The sequence below is a fragment of the Altererythrobacter sp. B11 genome, assembly GCF_003569745.1.
Classification (GTDB): domain Bacteria; phylum Pseudomonadota; class Alphaproteobacteria; order Sphingomonadales; family Sphingomonadaceae; genus Croceibacterium_C.
The window spans coordinates 171,796-189,807 of record NZ_AP018498.1 but is presented as its reverse complement, the minus strand read 5'-3'; the positions used below and the strand labels follow the sequence as shown (position 1 = coordinate 189,807).

General features: G+C 63.4%; 11 protein-coding genes. 10 read left to right on the top strand and 1 reads right to left on the bottom strand.

Features of this window, described 5'->3' with window-relative positions; all coding sequences use genetic code 11:
• Positions 1-72: 72 nt before the first annotated feature.
• Complete coding sequence (locus tag AEB_RS00815) at positions 73-1,020, bottom strand: alpha/beta hydrolase (protein WP_172592961.1); 948 nt, start codon at positions 1,018-1,020, stop codon at positions 73-75.
• 526 nt (positions 1,021-1,546) lie between these two features.
• On the opposite strand from AEB_RS00815, the gene AEB_RS18560 reads away from it, so the two are divergent.
• The 10 genes from AEB_RS18560 to AEB_RS00760 all read left to right on the top strand — a co-directional run bounded on the left by AEB_RS18560 (position 1,547) and on the right by AEB_RS00760 (position 17,839).
• On the top strand, positions 1,547-1,765 hold the full coding sequence (locus tag AEB_RS18560; RefSeq protein WP_331851763.1) for an Arm DNA-binding domain-containing protein: 219 nt from the start codon (positions 1,547-1,549) through the stop codon (positions 1,763-1,765).
• Positions 1,766-1,826: 61 nt separating this feature from the next.
• Positions 1,827-2,998 (top strand): IS3 family transposase gene (locus AEB_RS00810; protein WP_119081383.1). Its coding sequence is split into 2 segments (ribosomal slippage): positions 1,827-2,091 and positions 2,091-2,998, totalling 1,173 coding nucleotides; the frame shifts between segments, so codons are not numbered across the junction.
• A 371-nt stretch (positions 2,999-3,369) separates the two neighbouring features.
• Positions 3,370-4,671 (top strand): amidase, encoded by a 1,302-nt coding sequence (locus AEB_RS00800; RefSeq protein ID WP_172592960.1) that lies wholly within the window; start codon positions 3,370-3,372, stop codon positions 4,669-4,671.
• 67 nt (positions 4,672-4,738) lie between these two features.
• On the top strand, positions 4,739-6,211 hold the full coding sequence (gene pdxR / locus AEB_RS00795) for a MocR-like pyridoxine biosynthesis transcription factor PdxR (protein ID WP_119081381.1): 1,473 nt from the start codon (positions 4,739-4,741) through the stop codon (positions 6,209-6,211).
• Between the two features lie 90 nt (positions 6,212-6,301).
• On the top strand, positions 6,302-6,931 hold the full coding sequence (locus AEB_RS00790; protein WP_119081380.1) for an FMN-binding negative transcriptional regulator: 630 nt from the start codon (positions 6,302-6,304) through the stop codon (positions 6,929-6,931).
• Positions 6,932-6,983: 52 nt separating this feature from the next.
• Positions 6,984-9,206, top strand: a complete 2,223-nt coding sequence (locus AEB_RS00785) for a TonB-dependent receptor (RefSeq protein WP_119081379.1) — start codon at positions 6,984-6,986, stop codon at positions 9,204-9,206.
• Positions 9,206-12,349, top strand: coding sequence for an amidohydrolase family protein (locus AEB_RS00780; protein ID WP_119081378.1), 3,144 nt, complete (start codon positions 9,206-9,208; stop codon positions 12,347-12,349). The genes AEB_RS00785 and AEB_RS00780 overlap by 1 nt, the downstream gene beginning before the upstream one ends.
• Positions 12,350-12,364: 15 nt before the next feature.
• Positions 12,365-13,477 carry a PepSY-associated TM helix domain-containing protein gene (locus tag AEB_RS00775; protein ID WP_119081377.1) on the top strand — a complete coding sequence of 371 codons (1,113 nt, stop codon included), beginning with the start codon at positions 12,365-12,367 and terminating at the stop codon, positions 13,475-13,477.
• A 633-nt stretch (positions 13,478-14,110) separates the two neighbouring features.
• On the top strand, positions 14,111-15,172 hold the full coding sequence (locus tag AEB_RS00765; protein WP_231958837.1) for an alpha/beta hydrolase: 1,062 nt from the start codon (positions 14,111-14,113) through the stop codon (positions 15,170-15,172).
• A gap of 123 nt (positions 15,173-15,295) precedes the next feature.
• Positions 15,296-17,839: a TonB-dependent receptor gene (locus AEB_RS00760; protein ID WP_119081375.1), complete on the top strand. Its 2,544-nt coding sequence runs from the start codon at positions 15,296-15,298 to the stop codon at positions 17,837-17,839.
• Positions 17,840-18,012: the final 173 nt, after the last annotated feature.

Sequence of the window (18,012 nt, the reverse complement as noted above, 5' to 3'; positions counted from 1 at the left end):
GGCGAATTCGACGCAAGTACGGGTTATTTCGCCATGGCGCTTGGCGCATCGCGAACGCTCCAGGCAAAGCCGTCAAGGAACCGCCTTCGGCAACGCATAGAGCTGGCGAAATGCTGCCATCGCAGCCGGGTGATAGATGGTCGCGTGCGACTCCTCAGGCATCAGAGTGAAAGTCCACGCGAGACCTTTGAGACCTGCATTTTCCAGCGCGGCGATCAATCGATCGATGCCATCCCTCATCTCGGGATAACTTGTCATCTCGTCACCGGCGGCGAGCCACAACCGACGCCCTGCAAAGTCACCAGCCGAGAGATCGGCGGCGGCCGACCGGCTCAGCGCGCCTCGGTTCCACCAAAGACTGGGGCTGATCGCGATGTAGTCATCGAACGATCCGGGTGACGTCAGGGCGGTTTCCACGACGAACAGGCCCGCCAGCGATTCGCCCATCAGTGCGGTGTGACCATCGATGCGATAGCGCCGCTTGATCCACGGCTTGAGTTCCTCCACCAAAAAGCGCCGGTAGGATGCCGCGCCTCCTGACGTCGGGGCCACTCTCAGATCATCCGGATCGGTGGAGGGTGAGGTCAAGTCATGCCGCCTGTCCTTGCCCTCGATACCGACCACGATCACCTCCTTCGTCAGCCCATAGGCTGCCGAAATGCTGGCCAAGCCGGTGATGTGGTGGAAATCCTCCGCCGCGCCGCCATCCAGCAGGTAGACCACCGGAAACCTCCGGTTGGGATCGGAATAGTGTGGCGGAAGATAAACCGCGATGCGGCGATCGTCGCCCAACAACCTGGAACGAAGGACATATGAGTTGCCGATTACGATCGGCGAACCGCCCCGAACAACCTCCGGCACGACCGATTCACTCGTTGCCGCGCAGGCATGCAGCGTGGCCGCTGCGATCAGGATTGCGGCACGCCGCGCGGCTCGCAAGAAAGGGGAAAACAATTTCGAGGGCGAAAAGGAGCTATGGAGCGAAATTGATCGTGAGTGGCCGAGGGCGGGTGCACGCATATTTGCTCCGATAGGGTTCGAGCGCACTGACACGCGCTCGTCCCCCCAACGTGTCAGTCCTGCGTCAACCACGCGAGCGCGCAATCCGCCATTATTCAAGGGCATCTGGCCATGTCACAAGCGCGACCGCATCGGCGCGAACAGTAACTCCAGCACTATTTACAAATAAACTTGCACGCGCCCCTGCGGATGAGGGTGGACTTCGGGATAAGACCCGATTATGATCCTCATTGTCGGTTAAGTACGTAAGAATGTGCGTGAGGACTCCAGCAAAGTCTTCTAAGTGCTTTTTGATGGTACATGGATTTAGGCAGAAATTGATTGAATTTACTTATCAATTTGTTGCATACAAATCTTAAGTACTCTTCTGGGCACCACTTTCTGGCGCTAAGTGCGTCCAGCAACGTCCAGCAAGCATCTTGTTTCACAGCATAAATCGACCGATGATCGCCGGCTAAATTTCCGGTGACGTCCGGCTAGGACCACCAACAGCACCCCACGATTGGGGTGCCCTTGATGGCCCCGGATCGACCCGGCTTGCTGGGAAGAACGACATGCTAACCTACATCCAAGTCAAAGGCACAAAGCCCGCGTCGAAGCCTTAACTCCTGCGCGGGATTCTCGGAGCCTGTACCTCCAGGTCAAGCCGAACGGCTCGAAGCTGTGGCGAATGAATTATCGCAATCTTGACAAACAGAAGACCCTGTATCTGGAGCCCTGGCCCGATGTCAGCCCCGCCGACTGAGGTGGTCCCGGAAATCTGGACAGGGTGCTAAGCTAATCCCGACCTGAGGAATGGACGGGAAATGAAGAAGACGAGGAAGCGGTACAGCGCAGATTTCAAGGCGAAGGTGGCGCTGGAGGCGCTCCGGGGTGACCTGACCCTGGCCGAGCTGGCAGCGAAGCATGGCATCCACCATACGATGATCGCGGCCTGGAAGCGCCAGGCTGTCGAGGGAATGGGGAGCACGTTCTCCGGAGCCGGCGATGCAGCCAAGGCAGCCAGCGAGGCCGAGGTGGAGAAGCTGCACGCCAAGATCGGCCAGTTGGTCGTGGAGCGGGATTTTTTAGCCAAAGCCTCCGGTCGATGAGCGTGGCACGGAGGCGTTCGATGATCGAACCTGCTCACCACCGGCTGTCGATTGCGGCGCAATGCCGGCTGCTGTCGATCAGCCGGTCTTCCTATTATTATGCGCCGGTGCCGGAGACCGACGAGACGCTGGCACTGATGCGGATGATCGACGCGGCGTTCCTCGACATGCCATGGTATGGTAGCCGCCAGATGGTCCGGCACCTGCGCCGCGAGGGCCACGATGTCGGCCGACGACGTGTGCGGCGGCTGATGGCGAAGATGGGCTTGTCGCCGATTTACCAGCGCCCTCGGACCAGCGATCCGAACCCGCAGCACCGGATCTATCCGTATCTTCTGCGCAAACTGGTGATCGAGCGCCCCAACCAGGTGTGGTGCGCCGATGTGACGTATATCCCGATGCGCCGGGGCTTCTTGTATCTGGTCGCGGTGATGGACTGGGCGACCCGCAAGGTGCTGGCCTGGCGGCTGTCGAATACGATGGACGCCGGCTTCTGCGTCGCCGCACTGGAAGATGCGCTGGCGCGCTTCGGTAAGCCGGAGATCTTCAATACGGATCAGGGTAGCCAGTTCACCAGCTTCGCCTTCACCAGCGTGCTGCGCAACGCAGAGGTCAAGATCAGCATGGACGGTCGAGGCCGTTGGATGGATAATGTGTTCATCGAGCGGCTGTGGCGATCTCTGAAGTATGAATGCGTCTATCTCCACGCCTTCGAGACCGGCTCGGAGCTGCGCACTGGCCTCCGGCGATGGATCACCTATTACAACACGCAGCGACCGCACTCGGGTCTCGCCGGGCGGACCCCGGCAGAGGCCTACGGGCGGATCAGCGAACCAGATCATGGGGGGCATGCCCCCCATGATCTGACGACCAGACTGGCGGCATAATCACATCGGGGATTAGCTTAACTTCGTCGCCGACCTGTCCAAGAAGGCGGAACCACCTCAGACGCCCGCGCCAAGCGCCACGAGAAAGAAGCTCGCGGCCGGTGTCGACCCGCCGATCGAGAAGAAGCGGCCGCGCATCGCCGCCAAATTTGCCGCCGCGAACACGTTCGAACTCGTTGCCAAGGAATGGCTCGAGAAATGCGGGCGCGAGGGAAAAAGGCGGTGGTGCCAGTCCGCTGCGCGCAGGCATCGTGGCCCCGCGTGAATTTCTGTACTGGATGCTGCCCCGGTAGATTGCGCCGCTATGTCGGGCGGCGAAAGGAAAATGAATGCAATTGAGTGACGCTCGCGAACTGGCCGCCCTGGATGCGGTGGGCCAGGCCCAGGCAATTCGGAATGGCGAATTCACGAGCGCAGAACTGTGCAAGGCGGCGCAACTGCGCATCGAAGAGGGTAATCCTGCGCTCAACGCAGTCACTTGGTTGGCCGAAGAGCCACCGGCCCCGGCCAATGAGACCGGAACACTCGCGGGCGTGCCATGGCTGCTAAAGGCATCGCTTGAATATCCGGGCTGGCCGTTCACAAGCTGCTCGCGCAGTCGGATGCATGCTGTAGGCCGCAAGGCTTGGCCTTTTACGCAGGCCTGCCTCGATGCTGGTCTCGTGCCGATAGGCTTTACCGGCATGCCCGAATTCGGCCTGCTGACCACGGGCGAGCCGCTGGCGACCGGGCCGGTCCACAATCCGGCAGCGCCGGGACGCTCTGCCGGCGGGTCGTCGAGCGGAGCAGCTGCTGCCGTCGCCGCCGGTTTCGCGCCGCTCGCCCATGCCTCGGACGCAGCCGGTTCGATCCGCATCCCGGCGGCAAATTGTGGCGTAATTGGCTTGAAGCCGTCGCGTGGCGGTAATCTGCGCGCCCGTGCACCGCATCTGATTGATGACGTGCTATGCTCGGACATGCTGATCGCGCGCAGTATGCGGGATATCGCGGCCTCCTACGACATCGTCGCGGCGGGCGGGGGCGAGACCGCTACGAGAAGCCTGCGTGGGCTGCGTGTGGGATTTGCGCTGACCGGGCTCGATGGCCGGCAGGCCGCTCCTGCCGTAGTGGAGAAGCTGCGCGCGGCGGCCAGAGACCTCGAACAGGCAGGCGCGGTGATCGAAGAGGTCGCCATCCCTGGCGATCACGCGGCGATGATCCGCGCCTTCAAGGCGATCTGGATGCAGGAGGGCGGCGAATTAACTGACCTCATCACCGCTGCGAACCCCAGCGTCGCGCCCGATGAACTGCTCGAACCCTGGACCCTCGGCCTTGCCAAAGCGCGCGAGACGCTGGATGCGGGCGAGACCGCCAATGCCTTTCGTCAACTCGCGCTGAGCGAGTTCGCATCGGCGGAGTTCTTCGCCCGGTACGACGTGCTGCTCTCGCCGGTCGCGCAGGAGCCACCGATCGCGCTCGGCCGCCATGCGCCGGACCGCGCTTTCGCCGAGTTGTGGGAAGACTTCTGGCCCTTCGTCAACTTCACCCCGCATGCGAATATCGCCGGCCTGCCGTCGATCACTCTGCCGTTCTGGGGGGGCGCTGAAGATGGCCCAGTTGGCGTGATGATGACGATGAAGGCCGGGGCAGACTGCGCCCTGATCGCGCTTAGCCGGGAACTGGAGGGGCGCTGACTCTGCCCAGGTTTGGCTTGGGCTTTGGTCCCCTTGCTTTCTCGCACGCGGCGGGTGCATTGGGCCAATGCGCCGTCCCCGCAATCTCGCCCTGTCCCGCCGCATATCGAGCGACCGCAGCACGCCGCTCTACATGCAGCTCGTCCATGCGCTGATCCACGAGATTGAGCGCGGGCGACTGCAGCCCGGTTCCCCGCTACCGAGCAGCCGCGAACTCTCCGCCGATCTCGGGCTGAATCGCAAGACGGTTGTCACGGCCTTCGATGAACTCGTCGCGCAGGGCTGGCTGCAAGCGGACGGAAGGCGCGGCACCAGCGTCGCCACCAATCTGCCCGAGACACGGCGGCAACAGCCCAAACCCGTCGAGCCTGGGCCCCGCAAGCCGATCTATCGCTTCAACGCGCCACCGGTCCGCTCTCTCGCCGTGCCCTCGGGCTCCCGGATCAAGCTCGATGAGGGCAGCCCCGATGGCAGCCTGTTCCCCTCGGAAGTTCTAGCCCGCGTCTACCGCCGCGCGGCGCTCTCGGCCGCACGCGACCGGCGGCTCGGCTATCGCGATCCGCGCGGCAGTGAGAAACTGCGCGAACGCATCGCGCTGATGCTGCGTGAGGAGCGCGGGCTGGTACTCACGCCAGAAAACATCTGTGTGACCCGCGGCAGCCAGGCGGCGATCGCGCTCTCCACACGCCTTCTCGCACGGCCCGGAGGCAGCGCCGTTGTCGAGGAGTTGACCTATGAGGCGGCCGCTGCGGCATTCCGTGCGGCCGGGCAATCGGTCGAACCGCTGCGGATGGACGAGCGTGGGTTGCTGGTGGAAGATCTGGAGCGGATATGCCGCGCGCGGCCGGTGAACACGCTGTTCCTGACGCCGCATCACCATTTTCCGACCACGGTCTCGCTCGCGCCCGAGCGGCGGCTGCGGATCATCGAACTGGCGCGGCAGTTCGGCTTTGCGATCATCGAGGACGATTACGATCACGAATTCCGCTTCGGCTCCCAACCGCTGCTGCCGATGGCGTCCTACGCGCCTGACGCCGTGGTCTATGTCGGATCCCTGTCCAAGCTGATCCTGCCGGCGCTGCGCGTCGGCTACATCGCCGCCCCCAAGCCGGTTATCGATGCGCTTGCCCACCAGGTATCGCTGATCGATGGCATGGGCAGCACGCTTACGGAGGATGCCGTCGCGCTGCTGCTCGAAGAAGGCGAGGTACGCCGCCACGCACGCAAGGTCACGCGCATCTATGGCGAGCGACGCGATGCCTTCGCCGCGAAGGTGCAGGCCGCGCTGGGCGATTTCGCCGAGGCGCGCTTGCCCGGGGGCGGGTTGGCCTTGTGGCTGCGGTTCCACGATCTCGAAGCGCTGAAGCGCATCGAGGCAGGAGCGCTGAAGCAGGGGATCAGCTTCGCGTTGTCGGACAGCTTTCGTCAGAGCGCCGAGGCGGCTCACGGGCTGCGGCTGGGCTTCGCCAGCCATCCCGAGGCGGTGAGCGCGGCCGCGCTGGACGTGATGGCTCGTCTCGCGCGTGGTGTGACGAATTGACAACAGTTCGCAACCACCGCGTTTTGGTCCCCGAGCAATTTGCAAATTGGTACTTTTAACGGGCCATAAGCGGCGGGACTGTGTCCGAATATGGACTTTCCCTCTGGCCAACCCGCTGACCTTGTCGACCTGATCCGGGCCTATCCGCTCGCCTGGCTTGTCACATGCGGCGAGGCCGGCTTCGAAGCGACGCCGCTGCCGCTGGTTCCAGAGACCAACTCGGCAGGGGCGCTGGTCGCGCTGATCGGCCATTGTTCGCGCGGCAATGCGCAGACCGCCGCACTGCGCGACGATCCGCGCGCCTTCGCATTGTTTATGGGGCCGCAGGGCTACATCTCGCCCGAACTCGTCTCCCAGCCGCGCTGGGTTCCCACCTGGGATTTCGCGGTGGCCATCCTCGCGCTCGAAGTCGAACTGGATGAGGTCGGTACCGGGGAAGCAGTTCGCCGGCTCATCAATGCGGCCGAGGCCGGTCGGCCCCGACCGTGGCGGATGGAGGACGGCGGCGAGCGGATAAAGCAGCTGATGCGCCGCATTATCGGCTTCCGCGCGCGCGTGATCGACAGCGATGTGCGGCTCAAGCTGGGTCAGGAAGAAAGCCTGCCCACGGTCACCGAGATCATTGCGGGCATCGAGGATGGCGCGCTGCGCCACTGGATGCGGCGTCTCAACGCCGACCGGCTGGACGCGGCCGACGCGGACGAAATTGCGGGGAAGTAACGGGTATCAACTGCGGCTGCCGGATGCAGCCCACGGCAAAAGGAATAAGGGCATGAGAAAGTCCCACATGATGCGCTGCTGCGGGGCATCGGCGATCGCCGCGGCAACCGGCCTGCTCGCCCAGCCTGCCATGGCGCAGGAACAGGAGGCTGGCGCGATCGTGGTCACCGCGACCAAGCGCGCCGAAGCTTTGGATGACACGCCAATCTCGGCCAGCGCGATCAGCGGCGAGGATCTCGCTGCGGCCAATGCCCAGAGTTTGGCCGATTACGTGGTGCGCCTGCCGGGCGTGGTGTTCAACGATTACCAGCCTGGCGTTTCGGAAGTGGTGATCCGCGGAATTGCCGCCACGACCTATCACGAGCAGGGTCAGACGACGGTCGGATATTACCTGAACGAAATTCCGCTGGCCGAGCCGGGCTTTCCCATCGGCATCCCCGACGTCGACACATTCGACCTCAACCGGGTGGAAGTACTGCGCGGGCCGCAGGGCACGCTGTTCGGCTCCTCCACGCTAGGCGGCCTCGTTAATTATGTTGTCAACACTGCCGACACCTCGGAGGTGGATGCAGCCGCTCAGGGTTTGGTCGGATACACGAAGAATGCCGACGGCGAATTGAACTATGCCGGCAAGGCGATGGTCAACGTGCCGGTGGTCAAGGATCTGTTGGGCGTTCGTATTGTCGGCTATCAGCGCTCTGACGCCGGCTATCTGGACAATCCGGGTACTGGCGTAGATGGCAGCAATGATTTCCGCACGCGCGGCCTGCGCGGTTCGGTAGTGCTGACCCCGTCGCCGGATACGACGGTCAGCTACCTCGCGGTGTGGCAAGACACGAAGCTCGATGACCAGACCTACCTCGACACGGCCACTCCGTACATCCGCAACACTGCGCGCGCGGAAACGCAGGATACGCGCTTCCTGCTCAATTCACTGCGGATCGACCAGTCGATCGGGGATGTCGCCGATCTGACCGTGCTCGGATCGGTGGTCGACAAGACCAACCAGACCGTGTTCTCCTACCCCTACGCTTATGTCACCGGCGTGACGACGGGCGACGATGCCGCATATTCCCTTGGCGATGCGGATGCGAATATCGAGACGTTCGAGGTGCGCCTCGCCTCGAAGGGCCGCGGCCCGTTCAACTGGCTGATCGGCTTCAGCCGCATGCGCTCCGACAAGACCAGCTACGATCAGATTTTCCAGAGCGGCGCGGAAGCCTATATCGACGACAACCCGGCAGACTTTGGCGGCTTTGCAGGATCGGTTCTGGCACCGGCTGACCGGATCTACGGATATCGCTCGGTGCTCGACAACAAGGACGCCGGCCTTTTCGGCGAGGTGTCTTTCAAACCGGTCCCCGAGATCGAACTAATCCTTGGCGGACGCTACTTCTGGAACTCCTATTCCGGTGACGTGCTGAACCAGGCGGGCACGCTGGCGCCTGGCAGCTACAGCGCCACCGACAGTGCGGGTTCGGTGCAGGAGAAGGAGAATGGTTTCACACCGAAGGTCACGCTCGCCTATCGTCCGAGCGACGGCATCATGGCCTATGCGACCTATTCGCAGGGCTACCGCGTTGGCGGCATCAACCCGAATGCCGGCCTGCTGCCGAGCATCCAGGCCGCCTATGAAAGCGACGAGACCGACAATTACGAAGCAGGCATCAAATTCCATGCACTCGACAGCCGTCTCTATGTCGAGGCAACGGTGTTCCAGGTCGATTGGAACAACATCCAGGCGCGCCTGTTCGGCCCGGCGCCGTCCTACTACTCCTATGTAAGCAATGCCGGCGGAGCGCGCGTGAAGGGTGTCGAGTTCGCCGGCACGCTGGCGATCATCAGGGGTCTGAGCTTCTCCAGCAACGTCACCTATCAGGATGCCGAGCTGACCGAGTTCCTGCCGGATACCTTCGCTGCCGGCGGGGGCTACGAGCCGGGGACGACACTGCCCGGTTCGTCCAAGTGGTCCGTATCGAACAATCTGAAGCTGGACCTGGCGGACACGCCGATGCAGCCGACTCTGGAAATCGCCCATCGCTATCTGTCTTCGGCACCCGTCGCCTTCGGCAATCCGAACACGCGCGGAGACTTCAACATCTTCGATCTGCGTGCCAGTGTGACGGTCATGGAGAACCTTCGCGTATTGGCCTTCGCCAACAATCTGTTCGACGAATACGGCATCCTCAATGCGCCGTTCACCGATGCGGCCGCCCCGGCCGGATCGATTGTGAGGCCGCGTACGGTGGGCCTGCGGGTCGACTGGAGCCTCTGATGCGCAGCGCCGCCGCAATCCTGGCGGCGGCGCTCGCCCTTTCGCCGGGCGTGGCCGTCGGGCAAAACGCCACGCCGCTCGCCTACGACGCTCATGAGGCGACCTGGTCGCATCTCGATCTCTCGCCCGATGGGCGCACGATCCTGTTCGATCTGCTGGGCGACATATATCGCTTGCCGGCCGGCGGGGGGGCGGCCGAACCTGTCCTTACCGGCGAGGCGTGGGAGCGCGATCCAGTCCTGTCGCCAGACGGGCAGTGGATGGCGTTCATCTCCGATCGGTCCGGCATCACCAATTTGTGGATCGCCCGACCGGACGGCAGCGAGGCGCGGCAGCTTTCGACGGACGCTTCCCTGGTCCTCTACACCTCGCCTGCTTGGGCACCGGACGGCCGGAGCATATACGTCAGCCGTGCTGTCCATCGCGTTCTTGCCTTCGAACTCTGGCGTTTCCCGGTCAATGGCGGCCAGCCGGCCCTGCTGGTCGCGGCGCAGCCCAACGGAAACGAATCCTGGGACGACCGGACGAATGCTCTGGGTGCGGCGCCGACGCCGGACGGAGCGGCCGTCTACTACGCGACGAAGCTGGGCCATACCTGGACCGAGGGCGATCCGCCCAATTGGTCGATCGCGCGCAAGGATCTCGCCAGCGGCAGGGTGGAGACCATCGTACCCGGCGGGATGCGGCCGGTCCTCTCGGCCGATGGCAGGTATCTCGCCTATGCCGCGCGCTGGGGAGCGCAAACGGGACTGAGAATGCGCGATCTCACCAGCGGGGAGGATCGCTGGCTGACGTTTCCAATCGATCGCGACGGCCAGGAAGGCGGCTATTATTACGATTTGCTGCCGCGCTATGAATTCACGCCCGACGGCAAGGCAATCCTGCTGTCGCTGAACGGCACGTTCCACCGGCTCGATATCGGCAGTGGCGCGATGGTGGATGTGCCGTTCTCGGCAAACGTCGATCTCGCGCTCAAGCCGAACACGCGGGTTCGGCAGCGCGTCGACAGCGGCCCGGTGGTGACCCACCTGGCTGAGGGGGCCGTGCCTTCCCCCGATGGCAGACAGGTGGCCTTCACCGCGCTCGGCACGCTCTACGTAAAGTCTCTCGAAGGGGGCGATGCGCACGCGCTCTATCAGGGCGATGCCTTCCGTCCTTTCTGGTCGCCGGATGGCCGGACGCTGTATTTCGTCACCTGGACCGCTGCCGAGGGCGGGCAGGTCATGGCCATCCCTGCGAGAGGCGGAGAGGCGCGGGCGCTGTCCAAACAGGGCGCCTATTGGAGCGAAGTGATCGCCGCGAGCGATGGTCGCTCGCTGATCGCCCTGCGCGCCAACCAATATGAGCGGCTGCACGCGATCGCCGAGATCGCGCTCGACTACCCGACGGATATCGTTCGCATCCCACTGAACGGCGCGGCAGCGCAGCTGATCGGTCATGCCGCCGGCCTGAGGAATCTTCAGATGACTGCCGATGGCCGGATTTGGGTCCAGACCCCCAGGGCGCTCGCCGAAGTGGCCGATGGTGAGGTTGCGCCGCGAGTGGCCGTGGAGGCCAAGCCGGTCGGGCAATATGTGGTCGGCACGGCGCCGGTGCAGGACATCGTCATCTCGCCCGATGGCGAATGGCTGCTCGCGCGCGCCGCAGCGGAACTGCATCTCGTGCCGATGCCGGCTCCGGCGCAGGAAACACCGATGATCGACCTTACCGGGCCGGTCGAGGGTCATATACGGCTTACCCGCATTGGTGCCGATCGTGCCGGATGGGATGCCGACGGGCGGGGCCTGTTCTGGACCGTGGGGGCAGACTGGCGCCATGTCGGGGCCGAGCGCGCTTTCGCCGGTGACGATGCGGAGGCTGATGCGAGCGGCGCCTCGCTGGCGGTCTCGTTGCCGCGCGCGATGCCGGGGCGTCCGCAAGTGCTCCACGGCGCAACCGCGATCACTATGGATCACGGGATCATCCTGGAGAATGCAGACATTCTCGTCGAACAGGATCGGATCGCCGCGATTGGCCCGGCGGGCTCCTTCGCCCTGCCGGCCGATGCCGTGGTTCATGATCTGACGGGCAAGTTCGTCATTCCCGGCCTGATCGATGCCCACGCACATTTCTTCGGCATCAGGCGCGGGCTGCAGGATGGCGGGCATTGGGAATTCACCGCCAACCTCGCCTATGGCGTTACCTCCTCGCTCGAAGTGCAGGCGTTCACGCCCGACATCTTCGCCTACAAGGATCGCGCCGACACCGGATCGCTGATCGGGCCGCGGCTGTTCTCGACCGGGCCGGGCATCTTCGTCGACAGCCATATCGATTCCGTCGACACGGCGAGGGCGGTTCTGACACGATATCGCGACCATTACCGGACCCGCAACATCAAGAGCTACATGGTTGGTGATCGCGGGGCGCGGCAGGCGATGGCCGATGCCTCGCGCGCGCTGGGGATGATGCCGACTACCGAGGGTGCGGCTGATTACCTGCTCGAAATGACCCATGCTGTCGATGGCTTCGCCGGCAACGAGCATAATATCCCGGTTACCCCGATACACGAGGATGTGATCCGCCTCTTCGCGGCAAGCGGCATTTCCTACACGCCAACGCTCAGCGTGCTTTACGGCGGCAATCCGGCGCTGTTCGACAACATCATCCATCGGCGGATGCAGGATGACGAACGGCTGCGGCGCTTCACGCCGCCGTTCGTCATCGCCAGCGATCTGCGCGACCGGCATTGGATGCCCGAGGAGTTGCAGACCTATCCGCGCTTCGCGCAGGACGCGCTGCGCATCCGCGCGGCAGGCGGCCTGGTTGGCGCAGGTAGCCATGGCGAGGTGCAGGGTCTCGGGCTGCACTGGGAAATGGCTGCCTTCGTCGCTGGTGGTGCGAGCCCGCTCGAAGCGCTGGAGATCGCGACGATCGACAATGCCACGGTGATCGGCCGGCCTGACGACCTGGGCAGTCTGACGAAAGGCAAGCTCGCCGATCTCGTGGTGCTCGATGCCGACCCGCGTCAGGATATCGCCAATGCCCGGGCGATCGCCATGGTCATGCGCGGCGGCCTGCTGTTCGACGGTGCGACGCTGGCCCCGATCGCCCGCAACGGGGCCGCGCCGCCGCGCTGGTGGCTCGCCGATCAGCCGCAGCCGTAGTACCGCTGCAGGGCCATGACACCTGCCACGCTTCGCCGCTGGAGCAAGATCCACAGCTGGACAAGCCTCTTTTGTACGCTGTTCCTGTTGATGCTGTGCCTGACCGGGCTACCGCTGATCTTTCACGACGATATCGACAGCCTGACAGGCGCACATCTCCAGGAGCAGTGGGACGATGCGGCGCTGGTCCCGCTCGATGCGGCTGTTGACGCGGCGCTAACTTTGCGGCCCGGTGAAGTGCCGATCTACCTAAGCTTCGATATCGACCGGCCGGTGGTGAATATCACCAGCGGCGTTAGCGCCGATGTTAGTGAGAGCGGCATGACGTTCCAGCCGATTGATCGCCGCGGTGCGGTGCAGGCGAGCGGGGGCGAGCATGGCGGCGTGATGGATCTGCTGCTGCAGATGCACTCGGACATGTTCCTGGGGCAGGGCGGCATGCTGTTTATCGGCCTCATCGGGCTACTGTTCGTCGCCGCGCTTGTCTCGGGTATCGTGCTCTATGCGCCCTTCGCCCGCCGGGCCGGCTTTGCCAGAGTGCGCAGGGACAAGAGCGCGCGCACGCGGTGGCTCGACTGGCACAATCTTATCGGAGGCGTCACGCTCGCCTGGGCGGCGGTGGTCGGTCTGACGGGTGCGATCAACACTCTTTCCGACCCGATCACCGCTTGGTGGCGCGCTGATGCACTGGTCGGACTGACCAAAGGCGACGGGCAGACGATCGCTCCCTATCGTTCCGGTATGGTCGGCAGGGCGGTTGCCAATGCAATGCGGGCGGCGCCCGGCATGCGCCCCCAGTTCGTGGCCTTTCCGGGCGCGGCATTTTCGAGCCGCGACCATTATGCCGTGTTCTTGCAAGGGGGGACGCCCCTGACCGAAAAGTTGCTGACACCCGTTATGATCGATGCCCACACAGGGGACGTGGACGGGATCGCCCCGATGCCCTGGTATATGAAAGGTCTGCTGCTCGCCCAGCCATTGCATTTCGGCGATTACGGCGGGTTGGTGATGAAGCTGCTTTGGGCACTGCTCGACATCGTCACGCTCGTCGTGATTGCAAGCGGCCTGTATATTTGGCTTAAGCGTATTGCGCCGAATTCCGGCCGTCGAACGCCCACGGCAGCGTGATGGTCCGTCGGCCCCTCGTCCCAGTTATGACAATCGCTGCGGTAGTATCCGTTGGCCTCGTCGTGGGCCTGACCAGTGAGACATTGGGAGATGTCGCGGCAAACCTCGCTCTGTCAGTCTGCCTCGTTCCCATCCTCTGGGCTTTGTGCAGGCGCTGAACTCCGGGCGATGAGTGGGCGGAGTGGATCGGCAAGATTCAAAGCGCCAAGCCCATCGAACTGCTTCACTGGTACGGAAACGCGGCGAGGATGGTTCTCGCATACTCCCGCATCCAAGCCGGCAATGCGAACATGCCGTCGCGTCGCGCAGCCAGTAGAGTGCCTGGAAGATCCGCATGGCCGGGCGACCGGCCCAGAAGAGCTTGCTAGCGGCGGGTGGGCCTCTCGCCCAGTCATCCCTTTGCCGCAGGCCCTAATCCAAGACCTATCGGAGCGGCGAGGGCTGGGGCAGCCGATACCAAGCTCCAGGCCGAGAGGCGCATTCCTCAGGGTGCACCGGCGCATGGGCGATCTGTCCGTTGACACCTTAACCCTAAAAGCCTAGACCTTTAGGTTAAAGGCGCCGTCCTCAATGGTCGGGCCGGCGCGGGTTGTGCGAAAAGCGGCTTGTGGTTGATCTACGGAGGGGTGCCCAATGCAGAACATCGTCGCTGCTGCTTTGGCGCTGCTCGCCCTGCTGCCGTTGCCGGCCTTCGCCGCTCCCTCTTCGCAAGTGTCTGCAACTGACCCGTCCGATTCCGCTCTCAATGTGCGGATTGAGCGGCGCATCGTGCACTCACCGGCTGTCGCTGGCAATTTGCTGAACACCTCGGCGGATCGGGAGGTCTACATTGCCCTGCCGCCAAGCTATGACGCGCAGCCAAAGCGCAGGTATCCGGTGGTCTACGCCCTGCACGGGTTCTCCACCGATGCCCGGCGCTGGATGGAAAAGCTGCAGACCCAGGCGGGGCTGGGCCGAGCCTTCGCGAGCGGGGCCGCCGAACTGATCGTCGTCTTTCCGGACGCCAGTAATCAATATGGCGGATCCTTTTATGGTCGATCCGTCGTCACCGGCGATTTCGAAACCTTCGTTGCCGATGAGCTCCCGGCATTCATCGATGAGAATTACCGCACCATTGCCCGCCCGGCAGCGCGCGGCCTGATGGGGCATTCCATGGGCGGCTATGGCGTGGCGCGCATCGCGATGATGCGTCCGGGGCGGTTCGGCGCCCTCTATATGATGTCGCCTTGCTGCCTCGCTCCCCTTGGCGTCCAGGGGCTGACGCAGGAAGAGGTGCATTACATCCACGCGCTGAAATCCCCGGAGCAAGCAGTAGGCCTGCCGTTCAAATATGCAGGCCCCCTTGCCACGGCGGCAGCATTCTCGCCCAATCCCGCGAAGCCACCTCTGTTTGTCGACCTGCCCGTCACCGACGCGGGGGATTTGCGCCAGGATGTGATGGCAAAGCGGGATGCGAACGCACCGCTTGCCTTTCTGGATCAGTATGTCGCGGCGCTGAGGACCTACCGCGCGATCGGCATCGATGTCGGCGATGCCGATTCCATTGTCCCCGCCGCCACAGAGCTGCATGAAAGCCTAGACCGCTATGTCATATCGAATACGTTCGAAGTTTATTCGGGCGACCACACCAACAGAGTGGCGGAACGCTTTGGCGCAGTGGTGATACCATTTCTCGCTCGTTCTCTGGCTGAATAGAAGAAATATTCTGCGCCAGGCGAGCGAATAAATAAGGCGTTAAAATAATCGGACAGAATTTGTCTTTGGGCTCGACGGCTCGATAAAGAGAATTTCTACTAGCTTCAGGGAGAGGAGTGAACGATGAGGAAAATGGGCTTGGTGACCATGGCGGCCGTTGCAGTACCGCTGGCACTGCAAAGTGGCGCCGTGGCGGCGCAAGATGCCGCTGCTCAGGGGCAGAACGACGCAGCCGCAACTTCGGCCCCCCCTCCGGCAGCCAACGGGATCCAGGACATCGTCGTCACGGCGACAAGGCAGTCCACCAATCTGCAGGATACCCCCATCGCCATTACTGCGGTGACTGCGGAAGCGATCGAGGAGAGGGGCATAACGAGCGTCGGTGAACTGACCGCGGTTGTTCCGAATACCCAGTTCCGCAAGTCGCAGGGTGTGTTCGGTCCCGGTATCGATGCGACCATTCGCGGCATCGGCAACCGGGACACCAGCCTCGCCAGCGAGCCTGTTGTCGCCTTCTACCTCGACGACGTCTACTTCCCCACGCTCCTTGGTTCCAATTTCGACTTGCTGGACATCGACCATATCGAGGTCCTGCGTGGTCCGCAGGGGACCTTGTTCGGGCGCAATTCGCTGGCCGGGGCCGTCAACATCGTCAGCCGGGAGCCGTCGACCCGGGAAGTCTATGGCAGGCTGCAGATCACGGCTGGCTCTTACGACCGGATGGACTTTCGCGGTTCGGTCAACCTGCCGCTCAACGACCAGCTGGCTCTGGCGGTATCCGGGCTTTCGAAGAAGCGCACGGGCTACCAGAAAATCCTCGATTTCACCTGCGAGATGCGCAAGCGGGGCACGCCCGAGCTCTCGGGTTCACTCCCCTTCGCATCCACTCTGAAGCAGCCGACCGCAGGCTTCACTCCCGACGACTGCGTGGTCGGCCACCAGGGCGGCGAGGATGTGCAAGCCTATCGCGGGTCCATGCTTTGGCGGCCGATGGACGGCCTGCGCCTCACCATCACCGGCGATTACGTCCGCGATACGAGCGAGAACAGCGCCGACACGATTGTGGACATCGTCAGCAACCGCATCTCCCCTACCGTTGCAGCCGCTGCGGCGACCTACGGCGTGGCCTATGACCAGCGTTTCGTCACTGGCGATCCGTACAGCACCTACGCCAGCTTCAGCGACCCGATCGCTGCCGGGACGGTCATTCCCGGCAACCGGTTCTACAACGGGCTGGAGGTCGACGGGGTGGCGGTCCGGGGCGGGGCGCGTTTCTCGCCGTTCATCGATCTGAAGAACTGGGGCGTCTCCGCCAAGGTCAGCTGGGATCTTGCGCCGGACATCAACCTCCTCGCCGTGGTCTCGCACCGCGAGATGGTGGAGACCCACTCCTATGATGACGACGGATCGCCCATCAACGTGGTGATGCGGTCCAACACCTTCTCTGAAGACTACTGGACGGCGGAGGCCCGGCTTTCGGGCAAGATGGCGTTCGCGGACTGGGTGCTTGGCGGCTTCTACTTCACCGCCGACGGATCGCAGCATGCGGTCTTCATCTCGCCCCAAAGCTCGTTTCAGCGGCTGATCGATTCCGAGTTCAACCCGACCAGCAAGGCGGTGTTTGCCAATGCCACCGTGCGTCCCTTCGGGGAAAAGCTCGGCATCGTGCTCGGCGGACGCTACTCCGACGACAAGAAGGTGGTCGACTTCTACAATGTGCTCGACACCTCTCCGAGCCCCAGCGACACGATCTTCTACGTCGTGCCGCAGCAGACGCGGTTCGATTGGAAACTCGGCCTCAACTATCAGGCGACGCCGGATGTCCTCCTCTACGCCTCGGCAGCGACGGGCAACTCGCTGCCCGGCTTCGACCCCCGTCCGCAGCAACCGTCGCAAATCGCGCAATATGACGGTAATGACGACATCGCGTACGAACTCGGTGCCAAGCTTGACCTGCTGGACCGCAGGGTCCGGCTCAACCTCGCCGCCTTCTATACCGACTTCAAGAACCGCCCGACGTCGATCTCCGGTTCGGAAGCGTTGCTCGATGCTGCCGGACAGCCGGTGCCCGGAAACCGCACTCTCGTCCCGCTGGCGGGCGGGCCCGAGGGCTCGACCGCGTGCGGCGATCTGGTCCCGGCAGGTACGGGGATCACCTGCCTGGGGCGCACCTACTATCGCAATCAGCCCGCCAAGATCCGCGGATTCGAAGCCGAATACACGATCAACCCGGTTGATGACCTGCTCATCAACGGCTCGCTCGGCTATTCGAAGCTTACTGCCCCCGACATCCGCGAGCGGTCGGTGAACCGGCGCCAGAATACCCCTTTCTGGACCGCAAACGCGGGCGTCCAGTATACCGTGGACACGGCCGCCCTCGACGGATCGCTGACGCCGCGGATCGACTGGACTTATGAATCCAGCCAGGTGGTGTCGGGCACATCGACCACGTTCGACAACCTGCTGCCCGCCCGCTCCGTGTTCAATGCCCGCCTTACCTATGACAACTACCAGCACGAATTTTCGATTGCCGTGGGCGCGACCAATCTGTTCGACAAGGTCTATTACTACAACGTCTTCGATTCCCAGGCCCTTGGCGCCGCCTACACCGGTGCCCAGCCGGCTGCGCCGCGGCAGCTCTACATCACCCTTGAGAAAACCTTCTGATTGGCAGGCGGGCCGGCGCAGGCCGGTCCGCCAATTCATGGGCGTTACTATTGAACAGCTGGTCCTCGCTCTTCTGGCTGGCCTCGGGCGGCGAGGATCGATCCCCTTGATTTGTGGCCGCGGGGCTGAAATGCCGGTTTGGCATTTGAGACTGGCAGTGGGGACAAGACGCT

Bases quoted from the DNA above. Each gene is read 5' to 3' on its own strand.
- AEB_RS00760 (WP_119081375.1), top strand. From the start codon at position 15,296: ATGAGGAAAATGGGCTTGGTGACCATGGCGGCCGTTGCAGTACCGCTG.
- AEB_RS00790 (WP_119081380.1), top strand. From the start codon at position 6,302: ATGGACTTTCCCTCTGGCCAACCCGCTGACCTTGTCGACCTGATCCGG.
- AEB_RS00785 (WP_119081379.1), top strand. From the start codon at position 6,984: ATGAGAAAGTCCCACATGATGCGCTGCTGCGGGGCATCGGCGATCGCC.
- AEB_RS00775 (WP_119081377.1), top strand. From the start codon at position 12,365: ATGACACCTGCCACGCTTCGCCGCTGGAGCAAGATCCACAGCTGGACA.
- AEB_RS00815 (WP_172592961.1), bottom strand. From the start codon at position 1,020: ATGCGTGCACCCGCCCTCGGCCACTCACGATCAATTTCGCTCCATAGC.
- AEB_RS00765 (WP_231958837.1), top strand. From the start codon at position 14,111: ATGCAGAACATCGTCGCTGCTGCTTTGGCGCTGCTCGCCCTGCTGCCG.
- AEB_RS00780 (WP_119081378.1), top strand. From the start codon at position 9,206: ATGCGCAGCGCCGCCGCAATCCTGGCGGCGGCGCTCGCCCTTTCGCCG.
- pdxR (WP_119081381.1), top strand. From the start codon at position 4,739: ATGCGCCGTCCCCGCAATCTCGCCCTGTCCCGCCGCATATCGAGCGAC.